Source organism: Burkholderia sp. WSM2230 (assembly GCF_000472445.1).
Taxonomy (GTDB): Bacteria; Pseudomonadota; Gammaproteobacteria; order Burkholderiales; family Burkholderiaceae; genus Paraburkholderia.
In genome coordinates this window covers 55,581-75,193 of the sequence record NZ_AXAJ01000015.1, presented here as the reverse complement: position 1 = coordinate 75,193, position 19,613 = coordinate 55,581, and the positions used below count along the sequence as shown (strand labels likewise).

The 19,613-nt window shown below is 63.0% G+C and carries 18 protein-coding genes; 9 read left to right on the top strand and 9 right to left on the bottom strand.

Annotated features, from left to right (window positions below; genetic code table 11):
* Nucleotides 1-27: 27 nt before the first annotated feature.
* A complete protein-coding gene (locus A3AC_RS0124120; protein WP_025602032.1) occupies nt 28-909 on the bottom strand; it encodes a polyprenyl synthetase family protein in 882 nt (293 codons plus the stop codon).
* On the bottom strand, nt 906-1,214 hold the full coding sequence (locus A3AC_RS0124115; protein ID WP_006047652.1) for an exodeoxyribonuclease VII small subunit: 309 nt from the start codon (nt 1,212-1,214) through the stop codon (nt 906-908). Before A3AC_RS0124115 ends, A3AC_RS0124120 begins: the two co-directional genes overlap by 4 nt.
* Nucleotides 1,215-1,501: 287 nt before the next feature.
* Between A3AC_RS0124115 and A3AC_RS0124110 the strand changes: the two genes are divergently transcribed.
* The gene (locus A3AC_RS0124110) at nt 1,502-2,608 is read left to right on the top strand and encodes an aromatic ring-hydroxylating oxygenase subunit alpha (protein WP_025602031.1); all 1,107 of its coding nucleotides are present in this window, start codon (nt 1,502-1,504) and stop codon (nt 2,606-2,608) included.
* A gap of 172 nt (nt 2,609-2,780) precedes the next feature.
* Nucleotides 2,781-3,650: a sulfurtransferase gene (locus A3AC_RS0124105; RefSeq protein ID WP_025602030.1), complete on the top strand. Its 870-nt coding sequence runs from the start codon at nt 2,781-2,783 to the stop codon at nt 3,648-3,650.
* Between the two features lie 113 nt (nt 3,651-3,763).
* Here the strand turns inward: A3AC_RS0124105 and A3AC_RS0124100 are convergent, their stop codons facing one another.
* The 3 genes from A3AC_RS0124100 to polA form a co-directional block, all read right to left on the bottom strand.
* A complete protein-coding gene (locus A3AC_RS0124100) occupies nt 3,764-4,636 on the bottom strand; it encodes a dienelactone hydrolase family protein (RefSeq protein WP_025602029.1) in 873 nt (290 codons plus the stop codon).
* Between the two features lie 87 nt (nt 4,637-4,723).
* Nucleotides 4,724-6,070: an NAD(P)/FAD-dependent oxidoreductase gene (locus A3AC_RS0124095; RefSeq protein WP_025602028.1), complete on the bottom strand. Its 1,347-nt coding sequence runs from the start codon at nt 6,068-6,070 to the stop codon at nt 4,724-4,726.
* A 154-nt stretch (nt 6,071-6,224) separates the two neighbouring features.
* Entirely contained in the window at nt 6,225-8,966 is a 2,742-nt protein-coding gene (gene polA / locus A3AC_RS0124090) for a DNA polymerase I (protein WP_025602027.1), read from the bottom strand.
* A gap of 1 nt (nt 8,967) precedes the next feature.
* Here polA and A3AC_RS0124085 point away from each other — a divergent pair, with 1 nt between their 5' ends.
* Nucleotides 8,968-9,711 carry a TIGR00730 family Rossman fold protein gene (locus A3AC_RS0124085; RefSeq protein ID WP_025602026.1) on the top strand — a complete coding sequence of 248 codons (744 nt, stop codon included), beginning with the start codon at nt 8,968-8,970 and terminating at the stop codon, nt 9,709-9,711.
* Between the two features lie 94 nt (nt 9,712-9,805).
* On the opposite strand, the gene A3AC_RS0124080 is transcribed toward A3AC_RS0124085, so the two are convergent.
* Complete coding sequence (locus A3AC_RS0124080) at nt 9,806-10,726, bottom strand: transcriptional regulator GcvA (protein WP_025602025.1); 921 nt, start codon at nt 10,724-10,726, stop codon at nt 9,806-9,808.
* A 96-nt stretch (nt 10,727-10,822) separates the two neighbouring features.
* On the opposite strand from A3AC_RS0124080, the gene A3AC_RS0124075 reads away from it, so the two are divergent.
* Together A3AC_RS0124075 and A3AC_RS0124070 are read left to right on the top strand one after the other, a co-directional pair.
* A complete protein-coding gene (locus A3AC_RS0124075) occupies nt 10,823-11,392 on the top strand; it encodes a chromate transporter (protein ID WP_025602024.1) in 570 nt (189 codons plus the stop codon).
* Entirely contained in the window at nt 11,389-11,916 is a 528-nt protein-coding gene (locus tag A3AC_RS0124070; RefSeq protein WP_025602023.1) for a chromate transporter, read from the top strand. The genes A3AC_RS0124075 and A3AC_RS0124070 overlap by 4 nt, the downstream gene beginning before the upstream one ends.
* Before the next feature lie 95 nt (nt 11,917-12,011).
* On the opposite strand, the gene A3AC_RS0124065 is transcribed toward A3AC_RS0124070, so the two are convergent.
* Nucleotides 12,012-13,538, bottom strand: coding sequence for an AMP nucleosidase (locus tag A3AC_RS0124065; protein ID WP_025602022.1), 1,527 nt, complete (start codon nt 13,536-13,538; stop codon nt 12,012-12,014).
* Nucleotides 13,539-13,738: 200 nt separating this feature from the next.
* Here A3AC_RS0124065 and A3AC_RS0124060 point away from each other — a divergent pair, with 200 nt between their 5' ends.
* The 4 genes from A3AC_RS0124060 to A3AC_RS0124045 all read left to right on the top strand — a co-directional run bounded on the left by A3AC_RS0124060 (nt 13,739) and on the right by A3AC_RS0124045 (nt 17,765).
* Nucleotides 13,739-14,134, top strand: coding sequence for a hypothetical protein (locus A3AC_RS0124060; protein ID WP_025602021.1), 396 nt, complete (start codon nt 13,739-13,741; stop codon nt 14,132-14,134).
* A gap of 216 nt (nt 14,135-14,350) precedes the next feature.
* A complete protein-coding gene (locus tag A3AC_RS0124055) occupies nt 14,351-15,346 on the top strand; it encodes a homoserine kinase (protein ID WP_025602020.1) in 996 nt (331 codons plus the stop codon).
* Nucleotides 15,337-16,146: a BPSS1780 family membrane protein gene (locus tag A3AC_RS0124050; RefSeq protein WP_025602019.1), complete on the top strand. Its 810-nt coding sequence runs from the start codon at nt 15,337-15,339 to the stop codon at nt 16,144-16,146. The genes A3AC_RS0124055 and A3AC_RS0124050 overlap by 10 nt, the downstream gene beginning before the upstream one ends.
* Nucleotides 16,147-16,265: 119 nt before the next feature.
* On the top strand, nt 16,266-17,765 hold the full coding sequence (locus tag A3AC_RS0124045) for a cryptochrome/photolyase family protein (RefSeq protein WP_025602018.1): 1,500 nt from the start codon (nt 16,266-16,268) through the stop codon (nt 17,763-17,765).
* 127 nt (nt 17,766-17,892) lie between these two features.
* Here the strand turns inward: A3AC_RS0124045 and A3AC_RS30225 are convergent, their stop codons facing one another.
* Both A3AC_RS30225 and A3AC_RS0124035 read right to left on the bottom strand, forming a co-directional pair.
* The gene (locus A3AC_RS30225; RefSeq protein ID WP_013342022.1) at nt 17,893-18,069 is read right to left on the bottom strand and encodes a DUF3563 family protein; all 177 of its coding nucleotides are present in this window, start codon (nt 18,067-18,069) and stop codon (nt 17,893-17,895) included.
* Nucleotides 18,070-18,200: 131 nt separating this feature from the next.
* On the bottom strand, nt 18,201-19,391 hold the full coding sequence (locus A3AC_RS0124035; RefSeq protein ID WP_025602017.1) for an extracellular catalytic domain type 1 short-chain-length polyhydroxyalkanoate depolymerase: 1,191 nt from the start codon (nt 19,389-19,391) through the stop codon (nt 18,201-18,203).
* Between the last annotated feature and the right edge of the window lie 222 nt (nt 19,392-19,613).

Below are 19,613 nucleotides of genomic sequence, written 5' to 3'. Positions count from 1 at the left end.
ACGGTGCGCGGCGGCGGGCTTTCGCGTTCAGCTGACCCGGTTCACCACCAGGTCGGCCAATTCGGCAAGACGCTGCGCGCGCGCGCCGAACGGCGCCAGCGCTGCGTGTGCGTCGCTGCGCAACTGCGCGGCGAGCGCGCGCGATGCGTCGAGCCCAATAATCGACACGTAGGTCGGCTTGCCGTCCTTCGCGTCTTTACCTGCTGTCTTGCCGAGCGTCGCGGAGTCGGTCGTGACGTCGAGAATATCGTCGACGACCTGAAACGCGAGGCCGACCGCGGCCGAGTAGGCGTCGAGCGAACGCATGGCGTTTTCGTCGGGCGCCTCGCCTGCCAGCGCCCCCACGCGCACCGCGGCGCGCAGCAACGCGCCGGTCTTCATGCGGTGCATGGTTTCGAGCTGCGCGCGCGTGAGGGTGTGACCGACGCTCGCAAGGTCGATGGCCTGCCCGCCGCACATGCCGATGGACCCGCTCGCCAGCGCCAGCTCGCGGACCAGCGCGGCCTGCTGCGCGGGCGCGAGAACATCAGACGTCAACGAGACGAACGCCTGCGATTGCAAGGCGTCGCCGACCAGCAGCGCCGTGGCTTCGTCATACTTGACGTGTACCGTGGGCTTACCGCGACGCAGTGCGTCGTCGTCCATGCAAGGCATGTCGTCGTGCACGAGCGAATACACGTGGATCATTTCCAGTGCCGCCGCTGCCGCGTCGAGGCACTCGGCGCGCGCGCCGGTCAGTTCGCCGGCCGCGTGGCACAAGAGCGGGCGGACCCGCTTGCCGCCGCCCAGCACCGCGTAGCGCATGGCCTCGTGGAGCTTCGCGGGCTCCGTGGTCTCAGCCGGCAGATAGTGTTCGAGTGCCGCTTCGACGCGCTCCAGTACCGAGCGCGTCCATTGTTCGAATGTCATAGGTCGTCCCCGCTTTCAGTAGCGGCTGTTCCTGCTGTATTCACGGGCAATGGCTTGAGCGTCTCGCCGTCCAGCACGCGCACCTGCTGCTCGACCTTCTCGAGCTGCTGCTGGCAAAACGCCACCAGAGCCGCGCCGCGCCGATAGGCCGAGAGCGACTCTTCGAGGCTCAAATTGCCGCTTTCCATGCGCGCAACGAGGCCCTCGAGTTCCGCCTGTGCCGCCTCGTAATTCTCGGGCAGCGGCGTGTTGTCGACGCCCTCGGCCGGCGCCGCAGCGGTATCGTTCGACGCGGTCTTCGCCATGAATAGTCGCAAAAATTAAAACAAGTCGGACATTCTACGGCAAAAGCGACAAATCCGATCTGCCAGCCCTCCTTCGGGCCACCGGCCGGCCTGCGCCGCCCTGTCAGTCTCGCAGAAAAAAATCCATTGGTCTGTGCCTAAAAGACCGAACTTTCCCGTGATTTTTGACCCAAATCAGTGACTTAACTGTCCCAAGGAGGGGGAAACAGGTATAATCTCGGGCTCCCTAAATCGAATCTTCGATGGTTGGGTTGTTCACTGCTTTCACGTCTTCATCGGGAGTGGGAATGTCCAATCTGAGCAATGCATTGCAGTTGCGGTCTGTTCACAGCCAACTGCCAGTCACGGCTTACTTTGACGACGCGCTTCTAACGCGCGAAATCGAAACCCTTTTCAAGAAAGGTCCCCGTTACGTCGGGCACGATCTCATGGTGCCTGAGGTGGGGAATTATTTTGCCTTGCCGAGCGAACGCGAGGGGCGTGTGCTCGTTCGCAACCAGCAATCGCAGGTGGAACTGCTGTCCAACGTGTGCCGCCACCGTCAGGCAATCATGCTGAATGGCCGCGGCCAGACGGAGAACATCGTGTGTCCGCTGCACCGCTGGACGTACGACCTCAAAGGCGAACTGCTCGGCGCTCCGCATTTTGCGGACAACCCGTGCCTGAATCTCGGCGCCACCGCGCTGCAGAACTGGCAGGGGTTGCTGTTCGAGGCGCAAGGCCGCAACGTCGCGCGCGATCTGGCCAAACTCGGCACAAAGCAACACTTCGACTTCTCGGGCTTCATGTTCGATCACGTCGAGGTGCACGAGTGCAACTACAACTGGAAGACCTTCATCGAGGTCTATCTGGAGGACTATCACGTTGCGCCGTTCCATCCGGGTCTCGGCAGCTTCGTCAATTGCGACGACCTCACGTGGGAGTTCGGCGAGTGGTACAGCGTGCAAACCGTCGGCGTGCACAAGGACCTCGAGCAGCCGGGCAGCCCCACGTACCGCAAATGGCACGACGAAGTGCTGCGTTTTCGCGGCGGCAATCCGCCCGAGTTCGGCGCCATCTGGATGGTGTACTACCCGGGCATCATGATCGAGTGGTACCCGCACGTGCTGGTCGTGTCATGGCTGATTCCGCGCGGCCCGCAGAAAACCACCAACGTCGTCGAGTTCTATTACCCTGAGGAAATCGCGCTGTTCGAGCGCGAGTTCGTCGAAGCCGAGCGCGCCGCCTATATGGAAACGGCTCGCGAAGACGACGAAATCGCAGAGCGCATGGACGCAGGCCGCCGCGCGCTGATGGAACGCGGCGAATCGCAGGTGGGTCCGTACCAGAGCCCAATGGAAGACGGCATGCAGCACTTCCACGAGTTCCTGCGGCGCGAGCTCGGCACCATCTGACTTGCGGGCCTCTGCCCGACCTGGGTCGCATGGCGCCAAGCATGGGCGTCAACATAGAAAGACGGGCTTCGGCCCGTCTTTTTTGTTTAGACTAACGAGGTAGCCCGGCCATCCGGTCGCGTCATGAGGCCGCCGGCAACGGAGCCGCCATCGCCTGCATCGAGGAGACGTCATGCCCCACACTCACTACACCACTTTGATCTCCGCGACGAACCTCGCGGAACGGCTCGCCGATGCGCCGGGCAGCGTGTTCGTTATCGACTGCCGCTTTGATCTGGCAGACCCGGAAGCTGGCGAAAAGGCATATCTCGCCGGACATGTGCCCGGCGCGCATTATCTGCATCTCGACCGCGATCTGTCGGGGCCGAAGAACGGCACGAACGGGCGCCATCCATTGCCGGATCGTGCGCGGCTTGTCGAAACGCTGGAGTCGCGCGGGCTGAAGCAAGGCCAGCAGGTCGTCGCCTATGACGCGCAAGGCGGCATGTATGCCGCGCGCGCCTGGTGGCTGCTGCGCTGGCTAGGACACGACGCGGTCGCACTGCTCGACGGCGGACTTCAGGCGTGGCAAGCCGCGCACCAGCCGCTCACGCAAGACGTGCCGCCGCAAAACACCGGCGACTTCAAAGCCGGCGCGCCGCTTTCGGTTACCGTGGACGCGCAGATGCTCGAGCGCAATCTCGGCTCCAAGGAACGCGTGGTCGTCGACGCGCGCGCGGCCGACCGCTATCGCGGCGAAAACGAAACGTTGGACCGGGTCGGCGGCCATATTCCGGGCGCGCTCAACCGCTTCTTCAAGGACAACCTCACCGACGACGGCCGCTTCAAGCCAGCCCATACACTGCGCGACGAATTCCATGCGCTGCTCGGCGACACGCCGCCCGAACATGTCGTTCTGCAATGCGGCTCGGGCGTGACGGCCTGTGTGAACGCGCTGGCAATGGAAGTGGCCGGCCTGCACGGCGCGGCGCTCTACGCGGGCTCGTGGAGCGAGTGGAGTTCGGACCCGAAGCGCCCCATCGCGACCGGGCCGAATCCCTAGAGCAATACGCGGCATTCGCAAAAAAGTAAGAAAGGCCGTTGTCGCTTCTGGAAGCGGCAACGGCCTTTTTCGTACAGCCAACGCAGCGGATCCGGGCAACCCGCCGCGAAGCCTCAAGCCACTCCGTGCTGCTTGAACCAGGCGAGCGTGCGACGCCAGCCGTCCTCGGCATCGGCCTTCTTGTAGCTCGGCCGGTAGTCGGCAAAGAACGCATGGCCCGCATCGTTGTACACGACGAATTGCGAACCGCGTGCGACCTGCGGCCCTTGCGCAATGGCCTGCTTCATCTGTTCGAGCGATTCCTGCGGGATGCTCTGGTCCTGCAAGCCGTACAAACCGAGCACTGGCGCGCGAAGCTCCGCCACGCGGTCGAGCGGATTAGCCGGGTTGGTGGCCGTGCGGTCGCCGACCACGCGCCCATACCATGCAACCGCTGCCTTCAGCCGGGGCTCATGTTCGGCGTACAGCCAGGCGATGCGGCCGCCCCAGCAAAAACCGGTTACGCCCAGACGCTTCAGATCGCCGCCGTGTTCGCCGGCCCACGCGACGGTCGCGTCGAGGTCGGCCAACGCCTGCTCGTCTGGCACCTTGCTCAAGATCTGCTGGCTGATCTGCTGGATGGTGGGAAGCGCCATCGGGTCACCCTCGCGAACGAACAGATCCGGCGCGATGGCGAGATAGCCGAGCTTGGCGAAGCGCCGGCAAACATCGGCGATATGCTCGTGAACGCCGAACGCCTCATGAATCACGATGATCACCGGCAAATGCGTCTTGCCCTTCGGCTGCGCGCGATAGGCGGGCACCAGCGTGCCGCCCGAGCGCACCGCGATCTCGCCGGCCTCGAGACCTTCGCTATCCGTATGGATGGTTTGCGCCGACACCGGCAGCACGGCAGCCGCAAAGCCGGTGCCGAGCGCGGCCTTGATAAAGGTGCGTCGATTAAAGGGAACGTGCGGGACCAGGCTGTCGACATCGGGGTTCAACATACGGGCGCTCCTCATGAACGGTGGAGGCAACAGGATACGCCTCGGGCGCGTCCTGTTGCAGATGCGGGCGGGCGAGCCGGGGCGCGGTCAGTGCAGCTTGACGCGCGGCAACGTAGTGCGCCGCAGCCAGTGCGCGAAAGTGTCGAGCACCATCCGCGCATAGCCATGCAGCGCGGCGATATGCAGCCGGTACAGCGACATATACATGAACCGCGCGAAGAGGCCCTCGATCAGCATATTGCCGCCGATCACCCCGCCCATCAGATTGCCGACCGCGCTGAAGTGTCCGAGCGACACGAGCGAGCCGAAGTCGCGATAGGTGAATTCCGGCAGCGGCCGGTTTTCGAGCCGCGCCGCGAGCGCCTTCAGCAGAAAACTGGCCTGCTGATGGGCGGCCTGCGCGCGCGGCGGCACGTTCTTCTCGTTGCCCGGCCACGGGCAGGCAGCGCAATCGCCGAGCGCGAACACGTTGTCGTCGATTTCCGTTTGCAGCGTGCGGCGCACGTTGAGTTGGCCGAGCCGGTTGACCGGCAGGCCGTCCAGTTCGCTCAGGATAGCCGGCGCCCGGATGCCCGCTGCCCACACGGTCAGATCGGCGCGCACGGTCTTGCCGCTCGCCGTGCGGATGATCCCTGGCGCGACTTCGGCCACTGTTTCGCTCGTCATCAGCTTCACACCGAGCTTGGTGAGCAGCTCGGCCGTTGCCGTCGACACGCGCTCCTGCAAAGCCGGCAGAATGCGCGGCCCCGCTTCGATCAGCACAATGCCCACGTCATGCCGCGGATCGAGCTTATGCAAACCATACGCGGACAACACCTGCGCCGTATTGCGCAATTCCGCCGAGAGCTCGACGCCCGTCGCGCCGCCGCCGACAATCGCCACCTGAATGCGCGGCTCGGAGGAAGGCGACGTGCCCGACCCCGACTCGACCGGCTCGTGCGCCTGATGCTCGGCCCGCATGCAAGCCGCGATCAGGCGCTTGCGAAAACGCTCGGCCTGGCTGACGGTGTCGAGTGCAAGGGAGAATTCCGGCGCGCCTTTCACGCCGAAGAATGCCGTCGTACTGCCGATCGCAATGATCAGCGTGTCGTACTCGAGCACACGCACGGGCAGCAGTTCGGCGCCGTCGTCGTCCATGACGGCACCAAGCGTGAGGCGCCTGTTCGCACGATCAAGACCCGTGAGTTCGCCCTGTTGAAACTCGAAGCCGTGCCAGCGCGCCTGGGCCGCGTATTCGAGCTCCTGCGTGAACGGGTCCATGCTGCCGGCCGCCACTTCGTGCAACAAGGGCTTCCAGATGTGAGTCGGATTCCGGTCGACGAGCGTGACCTGCGCACGCGTTGCGCCCCGGCTCTTGTGACCATAGCGATCACCCAGCCGGGTTGCCAGCTCCAGCCCCCCCGCGCCTCCGCCGACGACGATAAAACGATGCATTGAACTCTCCGTGTTTGCCGATGGGTTGTGCGTCGTAAGCACGCGCGAGCGCGTGTGTTTTTACCGATTGTCCGCGAGCGGCACGCTTTGTCACAAGCCGCCAGAACGCATGTGTGACATGCACACGACGATATCGCGCGCCGTCACACGGCGGTCAATGCGCTTCTTCCCAATTGAGCCCCGCGCCGACTTCGGCGACGAGCGGCACTTTGAGCGCGGCGACACCGCACATCAGTTCGGGCAGACGCTTGCGGACCTCGGGCAGTTCTTCGTCGGGTACTTCGAGAATCAGTTCGTCATGCACCTGCATGATCATGCGCGTGCCGATGTTCGATTCTTCAATCCATTTCTGCACCGCGATCATGGAGAGCTTGATGAGGTCGGCAGCCGTGCCCTGCATCGGCGCGTTGATGGCCGCGCGCTCCGCGGCCTGGCGGCGCGGACCGTTGCCGCCGTTGATTTCGGGCAGCCACAGCCGGCGGCCGAACACCGTTTCGACGTAACCTTTGGCTTTCCCGCTCAAACGCGTCTCGTCCATGTAGCGGGCGACACCTGGATAGCGCGCGAAATAGCGGTCGATATAAAGCTTGGCCGCATCGCGCGTAATGCCCAGGTTCGACGCAAGGCCGAACGAGCTCATGCCATAAATCAGCCCGAAGTTGATGACCTTTGCCACGCGCCGCTGATCGTTCGATACCTCGAGCGGCGTCACGCTGAAAATTTCCGCAGCGGTTGCGCGGTGAATGTCTTCACCTTGCGAAAATGCGCGCAGCAACGATTCGTCGCCGGAAATATGCGCCATGATGCGCAATTCGATTTGCGAGTAATCCGCGGAGACCAGCTTGTGACCGGGCGGCGCAATGAAGGCCTCGCGAATGCGGCGACCCTCGCCGGTGCGCACAGGAATGTTCTGCAAATTCGGATCGTTCGAGGCAAGACGCCCGGTGACCGCGACGGCCTGCGCATAGTTCGTGTGCACGCGGCCGGTGCTTGCGTTGACCATGCGCGGCAGCTTGTCGGTGTATGTGGACTTGAGCTTCGACAGGCCGCGATGTTCCAGCAGGATTTTGGGCAGCGGGTAATCTTCGGCGAGTTTTTGCAGCACTTCTTCGTCGGTGGAAGGCGCGCCGCTCGGCGTCTTTTTCACCACCGGCAACTCGAGCCGCTCGAAGAAAATCTGGCCGATCTGTTTCGGCGAGCCGAGATTGAATTCGCCGCCCGCAAGCACATACGCTTCGCTTTCCAGTTCGATGAGCCGCGCGGCAATTTCACTGCTTTGCACACGCAGTTTTTCCGCGTCGATCAAAACGCCAGTGCGCTCCATCTTGCGCAACACGCGCGACGTGGGCACTTCAATGTCACGGTAGACATGCTCGAGCGTCTTCTCCGCAGCAAGCTGCGGGTACAGCGTTTGATGCAGACGCAACGTGATGTCGGCGTCTTCCGCTGCGTATTCGGCGGCTTTCTCGAGCGCGACTTCGTCGAAGCCGATTTGCTGCGCGCCCTTGCCCGCCACATCTTCATACTTGATCGTCTTGATGCCCAGATGGCGCAACGCGAGGTTGTCCATGTCATGCGGACGATGCGATTCCAGCACATAGGACTGCAGCAACGTGTCGTGTTCGACGCCGCGCATTTCGATGCCGTAGTTCGCGAGCACCTGCTCGTCGTACTTCAGATGCTGACCGACCTTCTTGTGCTCCGCACTTTCGAGCCACGGCTTGAGCTTCGCGAGCACTTCTTCGCGCGGCAATTGCGCAGGCGCGTCCGGGCCGCGATGTGCGACCGGCACGTAAGCGGCGTGCCCCGCTTCAACGGAGAACGACAAACCCACGATTTGGGCGGTCATCGGATCGAGCGAAGTGGTTTCGGTGTCGAACGAAGTCAGCTCTGCCGCGTTGACTCTTTGCAGCCACGCGTCGAATTGCTCCCACGTCTGCACGGTTTCGTAGTGGCGTTCGTGATCGACGGTGAGTGCCGGCGGCACGTCGGTTTCCGGACCTTCCACCGCGTCGGCAATTTCGACCTCGCGCAGCCACGTCTTGAAGCCGTGGCGCGTGAACACGTCGCGCAGTTCTTCCCGCGATTCCGGGCGGCTCTGCAAATTTTCCTCTATCGAGGCGATGTGCTCGGTCAGATCGCAATTGCGTTCTACCGTGACCAGCTTGCGCGCCATCGGCAGGAAATCAAGCGCGCGTCGCAGATTGTCTCCTACCGCACCTTTGATCTCGTCTGCATGTGCGACGATGCCATCCAGCGACTCATATTGCGTGAGCCATTTGAGCGCGGTTTTCGGCCCGCATTTTTCGACGCCCGGTACGTTGTCGACGGTATCGCCGATCAACGACAGGTAGTCGACAATGCGCTCGGGCGGCACGCCGAACTTGGCAAGCACGCCGGCACGGTCGAGTTTTTCGTTGGTCATCGTATTGATGAGGGTGACATGATCCGACACGAGCTGCGCCAGATCCTTGTCCCCAGTCGACACGATCACGTTCATGCCACGCTTTTCCGCCTCGGTGCTGAGCGTGCCGATTACGTCGTCGGCTTCCACGCCGTCGATCATCAGAAGCGGCCAGCCGAGCGCGCGCACAGCCACATGAATCGGTTCGATCTGCCGCGAGAGATCATCCGGCATGGAAGGACGATTCGCCTTGTACTCGGGATACCAGTCATCGCGAAACGTTTTGCCCTTGGCGTCGAACACGCACGCGCTATACTCTGCTGTGACTTCCTTGCGCATGCGCCGCAGCATGTTGATCATCCCGTAGAGCGCACCTGTGGGACCACCATCGGGCCCGCGCAGATCAGGCATCGCATGGTAGGCCCGGTACAGATAACTCGAACCGTCGACCAATAGCAGGGTCTTACCTTCAAGGCTTCGTTCTTCAGGCATTATGACTAAGAGAAAAGTGATTCCGAGTCTGCGATCACTCGCAGATCAAGAGCGCGCAACGGCAAAAAAGGCCCGCGCATCGTGGCAGATGTTCACGATTATGGCAGAGTTTATCGAGGCGACCGAGTACCTCTCGGAGATTCGCCCGGCTGTCAGCATCTACGGTTCAGCGCGTCTCAAACCGAATTCGCCGTATTACAAACTGGCCACGCAGATCGCGCGCAAACTCTCGGATGCGGGCTTCGCTGTAATCTCCGGCGGCGGCCCCGGCATCATGGAAGCCGCCAATAAAGGCGCGCATGCAGGCAAGGCGCCTTCTGTCGGACTGAATATCGAATTGCCTCACGAGCAATCCGGCAATCAGTGGCAAGATATCTCGCTGCGCTTCCGGCATTTCTTCACGCGCAAGGTCACGTTCGTCAAGAACTCCGACGCGGTGATCGTCATGCCGGGCGGTTTCGGCACGCTCGACGAACTCGCGGAAGTGCTCACGCTCATTCAGACCAAGAAGTCCCGCCACGTGCCCATTATTCTGGTTGGCGGAGAGTTCTGGGAAGGTCTGCTTGCGTGGTTCAAGAATTCGCTTACGCCCATGGGTCTCATCAATCCGACGGACATCGACCTGATGCAGGTGATCGACGATCCGGACCAGGTGCTCGAAGCGGTGCTCAAGTTCTACGAAGACCGTGAGGGCGCGGAGCCGCAGCCGACCAAATCGGAAGAAGACCGGATGTTCTATCTGTAACGTCCGGGCTCATACGCCTTTCGCTTTCGCGCGCACGGACGCACGCGCGGAATCTTGATGCGAAGCGGGCAGCCTGTGTGCTGCCCGTTTGCGTTTATGGCGGCGCTTGCGCTCGTGCTTGTGTTTGCACCTCGTCGCGCTGATCGCCTTGCGCTTGCAGCCATTCGCAGAATTGCGCGACGAGCGGCGCATTCGCCACCTCGCGGCGTGCAACCCACCAATAGCCGCGCGCGTCGAGACGCGGCCCCGCAAGCGGCATGACGAGCCGGCCTGACGCGAGTTCATCAGCGACTAACGGCAACGGGCCGAGCGCCACGCCGAGTCCATCCACGGCGGCCTGCAAGGCCAGATAGAAGTGATCGAACGACTGCTTTTTGCGGCATTTCGTTGTCACGCCCGCCGCCGATAACCAGTTGCTCCACGCTTCGGGCCGCGTATCGGAATGCAGCAGCACATGCCGCGCGAGATCGTCCGCGCTTCTGATCGGCGAGCGCTGCAGCAACGCGGGACTGCACACCGGCACCTCGCTTTCGCCGAGGAAATGGCCGCTCACATAGTTCGGCCAGTGTGCTGGACCGCGCCGCACGGCGACGTCGAAACTGTCCAATGTCTCGACGGGCGCATTCGACGTGGCGAGCCGCAACTCGACGTTGGGCACCTTGCGCTGAAACTGATGCAGGCGCGGCAGCAGCCACTTCATCGCGAAGGTGGGCAGCGCATTCACGCGCAGCACGTGCACGACGCCGGAGTCGCGCAGTTGATCCGTGGCGTGGGCGATGCTGTCGAACGCTGCCTGCACCGTGGATAGATAACGGCGGCCGTCGGCCGTCAGCCGTACGCGCTTGCCGTGACGCTGGAACACCTGCACGCCGAGCCACGATTCGAACGCCGCCACCTGCCGGCTGATTGCACCGTGGGTCACATGCAGCTCGTTCGCAGCAGCGGTGAAACTCTCATGACGCGCCGCGGCTTCAAAGGCGCGCAGCGCGGGAAATGGAGGAAGATTGCGAGCCATGCTTGTGATTGTAGATCACAAAGCCGGGCGCAAAAATCGTTTTGCCGCGGGCCAGTTCGGCGCTAACCTCCTGAGCTTGAACTGGAAGCGAAGCATATGGACCACGACCTCACCTCATTGAACTCCGCGGCGGCTCCAAAGCCCACATTGCGGGAAATTTTTGGCGGCTTTCTCGGGCTCGGCCTTATCTCTTTCGGCGGTGCATTGCCCCTCGCGCGCCGCGCGCTCGTCGAGCAGCGCCGCTGGCTGAGCGCCGAAGATTTCACCGATCTGCTCGGCCTTTGCCAATTCCTGCCAGGCGGCAATGTGATCAATCTTTCGGTAGCCGTCGGCATGCGTTTTCGCGGCGTTCCAGGGGCGCTTGCCGGCTTGCTCGGCTTGATCGCGGGGCCCTCGCTTGTGGTTATCGGACTTGGCGTGCTGTACGAGCGCACGCAAGACGACCCGCACGTGCGTCATCTGTTCGCGGGGCTTGCGGCCGCCGCAGCGGGCCTTCTGATTTCGATGGCGGTGAAGATCGTGCTGCCGCTGCGCAATAAACCCATGGCCGCGCTCATCGCCGCACTCGGCTTCGTCGCGATCGCGATCCTGCGGCTGCCGCTGTTGCCCACCATGCTGGTACTGACGCCGCTCAGCATCTACCTTGCATCGAGGAACGCACAATGAACGACACGCTCGTTTCTCTCGCCATCATTTTCAGCCAGCTCTCGCTGCTCGCCTTCGGCGGCGGCAACACGATTCTTCCGGAGATGCAGCGTCAGGTGGTCGAAGTGCATCACTGGATGCCGGCCAGCGAGTTCAGCGCTCTCTTCGCGCTCGCGCAAGCCGCCCCGGGACCGAACCTGATGATCGTGACGCTGATCGGATGGCACGTGGCCGGTTGGCCGGGCATGCTCGTGACGTCGATCGCGAAGTTCGGACCGTCGTCGATCGTGACGATACTCGCGCTGCACGCGTGGGACCGCTTCAAAGACCGGCCGTGGCGGCGCTACGCGCAATTGGGACTCGTGCCGGTGACGGCCGGCATTGTCGCAGCAAGCGCGGCACTGATTGCGCAAGCGTCGGATTCCACGGCGATTGCATGGGCGATCACCGCGTTCACAACAGTGATTGCGTTGAAGACGCGCATTCATCCGCTGTGGTTGCTGGCCGCCGGCAGCCTCATCGGGCTGACTGGTTTCGGGCAGTAGTCGGACCGCTGTTTGCGAGCGCGGTCACGGGCTCGTGACGAACGCGTTCGCGACCGCGCGCGGCGCTAACACCGCGCGCTCCCGAGACCGCCGGCTTACTGAAACGCCACCTCGGCGAAACTGCGCAGCTTGCGGCTATGCAAACGATGCAGCCCGTTCTCGCGCAAAAGCTCCATTGCTTTCACGCCGATCTGCAGATGCTGATCCACCTGCGCGCGATAAAACTGATCGGCCATGCCGGGCAGTTTCAATTCGCCGTGCAGCGGTTTGTCGGACACGCAAAGCAAGGTGCCGTACGGCACACGGAAGCGGAATCCATTCGCGGCGATGGTCGCGCTTTCCATGTCGAGCGCAATGGCGCGGCTTTGCGACAGCCGTTGCACCGGTTCGCGATGATCGCGCAACTCCCAGTTGCGGTTGTCGACACTCGCCACGGTGCCCGTGCGCATCACGCGTTTCAGTTCGACGCCGTCCAGTTGCGTGACCTGCGCAACTGCACGCTCAAGTGCGACCTGCACTTCGGCGAGCGCCGGAATCGGCACCCACAGCGGCAAATCCGCATCGAGCACGTGATCCTCGCGCACATAGCCGTGGGCGAGCACATAGTCGCCGAGGCGCTGCGTATTGCGCAGGCCCGCGCAGTGACCGAGCATGATCCACGCATGCGGACGCAGCACGGCGATGTGATCGGTAATGGTCTTCGCGTTAGAAGGCCCCACGCCGATGTTGATCATCGTGATGCCGCTGCCGTCCGCGCGCTTCAGGTGATATGCGGGCATCTGCGGCAGGCGCGGCGGCGCGGTGCCTTCCTGCGCCTGCTCGCCGAGATTCTCGTTGTAGGTGACCACGTCGCCGGGTTCGACAAACGACGTGTACTCGCTGCGATAGGCGCGCAGTTCCTCGTCGTCGGTATGGGCCATCATGGTGCGGCCGAGTTTGACGAACTCGTCGATATAGAACTGGTAGTTCGTGTACAGCACGTAGTTCTGGCAATGCGTCGGCGAGGTCGCCGTGTAGTGCTTCAGCCGATGCAGCGAAAAATCCACGCGCGCCGCCGTGAACAACGCAAGCGGATGCGGCTCGCCAGGCAGCGGCTCATACGTGCCGTTGACGATGCGGTCGTCGAGCAGCGCGAGGTCCGGCGTGTCGAACACGTCGCGCATGAGGAAAAGGCGCTCGCGATCCAGATCGCCCTCGAGGTGAATGCCCTCGGCAAACGCGAAGTGAATTGGAATCGGATGGGTGGAAACGCCAACTTCGATCTTGACGTGATGGTTCTTCGCAAGCAGCCGCAACTGCTCGCGATAGTAGTTGCCGAACAGATCGGGCCGCGTGACCGTGGTCTCGAACACGCCGGGCCCCGCGACAAAACCATACGAGCGGCGCGAATCGATATGCGTGTTCACTTCGGTGCAGATACGCACGAACGGGTAGCACGCGCGCACACGCCGCTCGAACAGTTCGTTGCGGCGATAGCGCGCGAAGGCGTCGCGCAAAAAAGAGGTGTTCGCTTCGTAAATCGCCGACAAGCGGGTGACAGCTTCGGCGGCGTCGTCGAAGGATTCGGTCGGGAAGCTGTTGGCGGGAGTTTGCACCGCGCGTTGATTGGTATCGTTGTTCATCTTCGTTCGCCTCTATTAATGAGACGACATTACCACGGAAGCCGTGATAGCCAAATGACCTTGCCGCGCGCGCGGCATGCGCCGGCGCGGCGCTCGCACGATAGCGGACGCGTCGCGCGAAAGCGGCGCAAAATAAGGGGATCGCGCCCGTGGCAGAGGCTGGATTTGCTAGAATCGGGGCACCATTCCGGAGAATCATCATGAAGCCGCTCCTTCCCGTCGCCGTTGCACTGGCCCTTGCCTTTGGCAACGCCGCGATGGCTGCCCAGCCTGTCGACGACACGCCGCCCCCGGGCGCACCGCAGTCCGCCAACGAACGCGCCGGACTGCCCGACCTGGAGAAAATCAACCGGCCGGCCGCACAGGTCAGCTCGAAGGTCGAAATCAACGTTCCGCGCACGCCGAGCTTTCATGAGCGCAGCCCAAACGGCACTGAAATCACCGAATACCGCGACAAAGGCAAGCCCGTCGAAATCAACGTGCGTTCGAACCTTGGCACGCGCTATCAGATGAGCGCGCCGCTCGACACGTCGCCAACCGTGCGCGACAACGGCCGCGCGAGCACGCGTTTGCCGTCGGTGAATCTTCGCTATTGATGCATGGCGGGCAAACGTCCCGCCGCTTTCGTCAACGCATTCCCGCATATAGCGTCGCGGGGCTAGCCGCTGTAACCGTTTCAACACCGCTGTTGCCGTGAATCCCGCTGCCGTTTGCGGACCCGCCTGTTCGCGGGTTCGCCGCTGCCTTGGCCACCGCACGCATGCTGCTGGCCGCACCGCGCCAGCCCGACGAACCTGATCCGACTTTTCCGCATGGCTGTCTTCACCGCTGTTACCGAATCCCAACTCGCAGACTGGATGCGCCATTACGATCTCGGCGAGGTCGTCGAATTTCGCGGCATTACCTCCGGCATCGAAAACAGCAATTTTTTTCTGACGACGACGCGCGGCGAATACGTCCTCACCATTTTCGAAAAGCTCACAGCGGAGCAACTACCGTTCTATCTGAATCTGATGCGGCATCTGGCGGCGCACCGCGTGCCTGTGCCGGACCCCATGCCGCGCGAGGACGGCTCGCTATTCGGCATCCTGCTCGGCAAACCCGCGGCTATTGTGACGAAACTGGAAGGTGCGCCGGAACTCGCGCCGGGCGTCGAGCACTGCGTCGAAGTCGGACAGATGCTCGCGCGCATGCATCTGGCCGGGCGCGATTACACCGGTTATCAGCCGAATCTGCGCAGCCTGCCTTGGTGGAAGGAGACGGTGCCGACCATTCTGCCGTTTCTAGAAGGCGAGCAGCGCGAGCTGCTGTCGTCGGAACTTGCATACCAGGAGGCGTTCTTCGCATCTGCGGATTACGCCGCGCTGCCCGCAGGCCCGTGCCACGCCGATCTGTTCCGCGACAACGCGATGTTCGCGCACGCCGCGCCCGAGACCGGCCACGAAGTGCGGCTCGGCGGTTTCTTCGACTTTTACTTCGCCGGCTGCGACAAGTGGCTGTTCGACGTCGCGGTGACCGTCAACGACTGGTGCGTGGACCTCGCGACCGGCAAGCTCGATCAGGCGCGCACAGAGGCGATGCTCCGCGCTTATCAGACCGTGCGTCCTTTCACCGTCGAGGAAAATCGCCATTGGGGCGATATGCTGCGGGCGGGCGCATACCGTTTCTGGGTTTCGCGGCTGTATGATTTTCATCTGCCGCGCGCGGCTGAGCTGCTCAAACCGCACGATCCCGGCCATTTCGAGCGCATTCTGCGCGAGCGCCTGTCCGGCGTAGCACTTCCAGGCATTCATACCTCATGCAACTGATCGAAGTCCCCGCGAAAGCCGGCTATGTCTGGTTCCGGCAAGGCATCTGGCTGTTCCGCAAGAATCCGCTCGCGTTCCTGACGCTGTTCTTCACCTACCTGCTGGTGATGACGCTGGTCGCGCAAATCCCGCTGATCGGCAGCGTCCTGCCGCTCGCGTTCATTCCGGGCGTCGCCGTCGGCTTCATGGCCGCGTGCCGCGATACGATCGCCGGCAAGCCGGTGTTCCCGACCATCCTCGCGGACGGTTTTCGTTCCTACGGGCCGGTGGTCGCGCGCCGGCTGATCGTGCTCGGCGTGTTCTACGTGATCGCGATGGCGCTGGTGCTGGCGGGCTCCGCGCTCGCCGACGGCGGCATGTTGCTCAAGGTGATGCTCGGCGCGGGCGGGCCCATGGATCCCGAGGCGGTTGCCAACAGCAACATGCCGCTTGCCGTGGTGACGGCTTTCGCGTTCTACGTCCCGGTTGCCATGCTGTTCTGGTTTTCGCCGATCCTTGCCGCCTGGCATGACGTGCCGCCCGTCAAGGCGATGTTCTTCAGTCTCGTGAGTTGCTGGCGCAATCGCGGCGCGTTCATCGTGTTCGGCGCGCTGTGGTTTGCCGTGGCGATGACGGTATCGCTCGGCTTGTCGGCGCTGATGCAGGCGCTCGGCGCCGGCGACTTCGCCTTTGCCGTGCTGATGCCCGCCACGATGATCGTCACCACCATGCTGTATTGCTCGTTCTACGCGACGTACCGCGGCTGCTACGGCGTGCAGACGCCGCAGACGCCCGACCTGCCGACCACACCGGCGGCCTGAAAAAGGCTTTCCGTCGACCGCTGTTTCAAGCAAAGGCGGGCGCTTTTCTGTTGCCCGGGTGCGCCCTATGCCCTTGATGCCGAGGGCTGACGCACAGCCATTTACCGCCCCACTTGCCGATGACACGCGTCCGACATTCGACCGATACCTTCGACACCGGCCTCGTCTGGTTCCGCCGCGACCTGCGCAATACCGACAACGCGGCGCTGTACTACGCGCTCAAACATTGCGAGCGCGTCTGGTGCGTGTTCGTGTTCGATACGACGATCCTGCAGCCGCTCATCGACAAATGGCAGGCGCGCCATCCGCGCACGCGGGCGCAAGACCGGCGCGTCGAGTTCATTCTTGCGTCGCTGCGCGAACTCGACGAAGCGCTGCGCGGGCAAGGCGGCGGCCTCATCGTGTTATACGGCGACCCGACGGAGCTCGTGCCGAAACTGGCCAGCGAGCTTCAGGTCGACGCAGTGTTTGCAAATCACGACTACGAACCCGCCGCGATCGAACGTGACGAAGCGGTGCGCGAGCATCTCGCAGATGCGGGACGCGCCCTGCGGACTTTCAAGGATCAGGTAATTTTCGAGCGCGCGGAACTGTTGACCGGCCAAAACAAGCCGTTCACCGTCTTCACGCCGTATAAGAACGCTTGGCTCAGGCAGTTGACGGGCTTCGATCTGAAGCCTTACCCAGTCGAAACTTATGCGAGTCGCCTCGCCTCCTTGCCGCCTCGACTCAATCGACAGCTACCGACGCTCGAACAACTCGGCTTCGCGCCGGGCAATTTCGCGGATCTGGAATTGCCCGCAGGCATGAGCGGCGCCCAGCGTCTGCTCGACGACTTCCTCTCGCGAATCGACAGCTACGCCGAACGGCGCGATTTCCCGGCGGTGAAGGGCCCTAGTTACCTGTCGGTGCATTTGCGCTTCGGCACGGTGTCGATTCGCACACTCGCGCGGCTCGCTCATGAGATGTCGCTGCAGCCGGATGGCCGGGGCGCGGCCACGTGGCTCTCGGAACTGGTGTGGCGGGACTTTTACTTCATGATCCTCGCGCATCACCCGAGGCTTGCGGGCGGCGCATCGTTCAGGGCCGAATATGACCAGCTGCGCTGGGAGCAAGGTCCGCAGGCGGACGCTGCCTTCGCCGCCTGGTGCGAAGGCCGCACGGGCTACCCGCTGATCGACGCGGCCATGCTTCAGCTGAATCGCACCGGCTACATGCACAACCGCTTACGAATGGTCGCGGCGAGTTTTCTGGTCAAGGATCTAGGCGTCGACTGGCGGCTGGGCGAACGCTATTTCGCCGAGCAACTGAACGACTACGACTTCGCGGCGAATAACGGCGGCTGGCAGTGGGCGGCGTCGACGGGATGCGATGCGCAGCCCTATTTCCGGATCTTCAATCCAGTCACGCAGTCGGAAAGATTCGATGCCGACGGGCGGTTCATCAAACGCTATTTGCCGCAACTCGCGGGACTGCCGGCGAAATGGATTCACGCGCCGTGGTTGGCGGGCGCGGAACGGCTGGCGGAATTCGGCGTCGCGCTGGGCCGGGACTACCCGGCGCCGATTGTGGACCACGCGCAAGCAAGGGCGCGGACGCTAGCCCGATTCGGCAAGTGAGCACACGCTCACATATATCTGAAGGCAACGACGGAAAACGGCATATGAGCCCGGGCGAAAAAGCACAGACGCCTTCGCCCCGCACCGGCGTTCTCCACTACCGCCGATGCTTCAATCTACGCGCAGCTTAGTGCTGGCTCATCCACGACGGCTGACGGAAGTTCGCTTCGCGATCCAGCTTGCGCATGCGGAATTCGAGGTCGTACAGATCCGTGGCTTCTGCGAGGAACGCGTCAGCGCGCTCTTTTGCGAGTTGCTCGGGCGACTTCGTCAAAAACAGGAACAGGCGGGTAAGCAGGTACATGATCAGACCTCGGCAATAAGTTCAGGCGTTAACGCCTAAGGGATAACCCGTATTATAGGGAAAACCCTAGTGACGCGCCAGCACTCATTTTCCAGGTGTTGCAGTTATGTCACCGCGAGTTCACCGCAACCTCAGCGCGCATGGGCAGCCGCTTCTGCCGCTACATCTTCGTGCAGGCCCGCGCCCACCCGCCGTTGATGCTTGAAGAACTCCCAGACCATCGCGCTCGCATCCGGGCCTTTTGCGGAATGGAACGGCACCGCGTCGTCGCCGCCGGCCCACGCGTGCGCGAGTCCTTGCACACGGCAGACGCGCACCACGCGCCGCCCGCCGCGGAAATAATCACGCATCGTCACGCCGCCTTTGCGCTCTTCGCGCAATTCGCCGGCTTTGCGGGCGCCTTTGGGGTCGATCATTCTGTTGAGCCGCAGAAACTGCGTCGCGAGCTGGTCCGCATTGACCGGCGCGACCACATGATCGGCGTCGCCGTGAATGATGATCGCCGGCATGCCCGGATACTGCGCAACGTGGACCGCCTCGTCGACGAGTTCGACAGGATCGCGCCGCGCGCCGCGCCGCATCACGTCCATGGCCGTGATGCCAGAACGGGCTTCGCCGAAAGCCGGGCCGGAATGCAGCGCGACCGCCGCAAAGCGCTCCGGATAATGCAGCGCCAGCAACGCGGTCAACCCCGCGCCAGCCGAAATCCCGGCGACATACACGCGTTCGCCGTCAAAACCATGTTGGGCGATGAGCGCATCGACGAGCGAAGCCACCGCGCGCGCCTCGGCACCGCCCGCGCTCTCGCCCGAGTCGTACCAATGCCAGCAGCGGTGCGAATGCGCATGCTTCGACTGTTCCGGATAGACGACAGCAAAGCCGTAGCGATCCGCGAGCACGTTCATCCGCGTGCCTTGTGCGAATTCGTCGATGGACTGGGTGCAGCCGTGCAGCATCACGACAAGAGGCATGCTTTCCAGCGCGTGTCCCGAAGGCACATACAGAGCATAGTGAAGATGATTGACGAGCCGCCCGGGCGCGGCGGGCGCCGAATGGAACGAGCGCGTCCAGGAGCCGCTCGCCCACGCCGCCGCCCGCGGGCGCACCCGCGATTCGCGCGCGGCCGGACGCGGCGCCTCGCGTTTGGCCGGGGTACGGAGCGCGGCAGACTTCACCGGACGAACTTTCGTGGACGGCTTGCTGGCCGCCGGGCGGGCCGGACGCGTGGTGGCGCGCTTGGCGGTCTTGTGGGCGTGCTCCGTCTGAATGGCGAGCAGGCGCTTCAGACCGCGAAGCCAGATTTTGGATAGACTTTTTGCCATCGGCGCAAACCTCGCAAAAAGGGGCAGGATTGGTGGGTAACGAAGCTGCTTCTTGTGCAATGCACAATAACATCAATCCCAATGCTATGCAGAACGCGTCAATCCGCCCCCCATTGGCGGACGCCGAACCTTGCCGCCTCGTTGGCATCAAACCAAGCCGCCTTGTTGGCGACCTAACGCCCCGGACCAAAAAGCTTTTTGCACGGCGCGAGCCGCCGACGG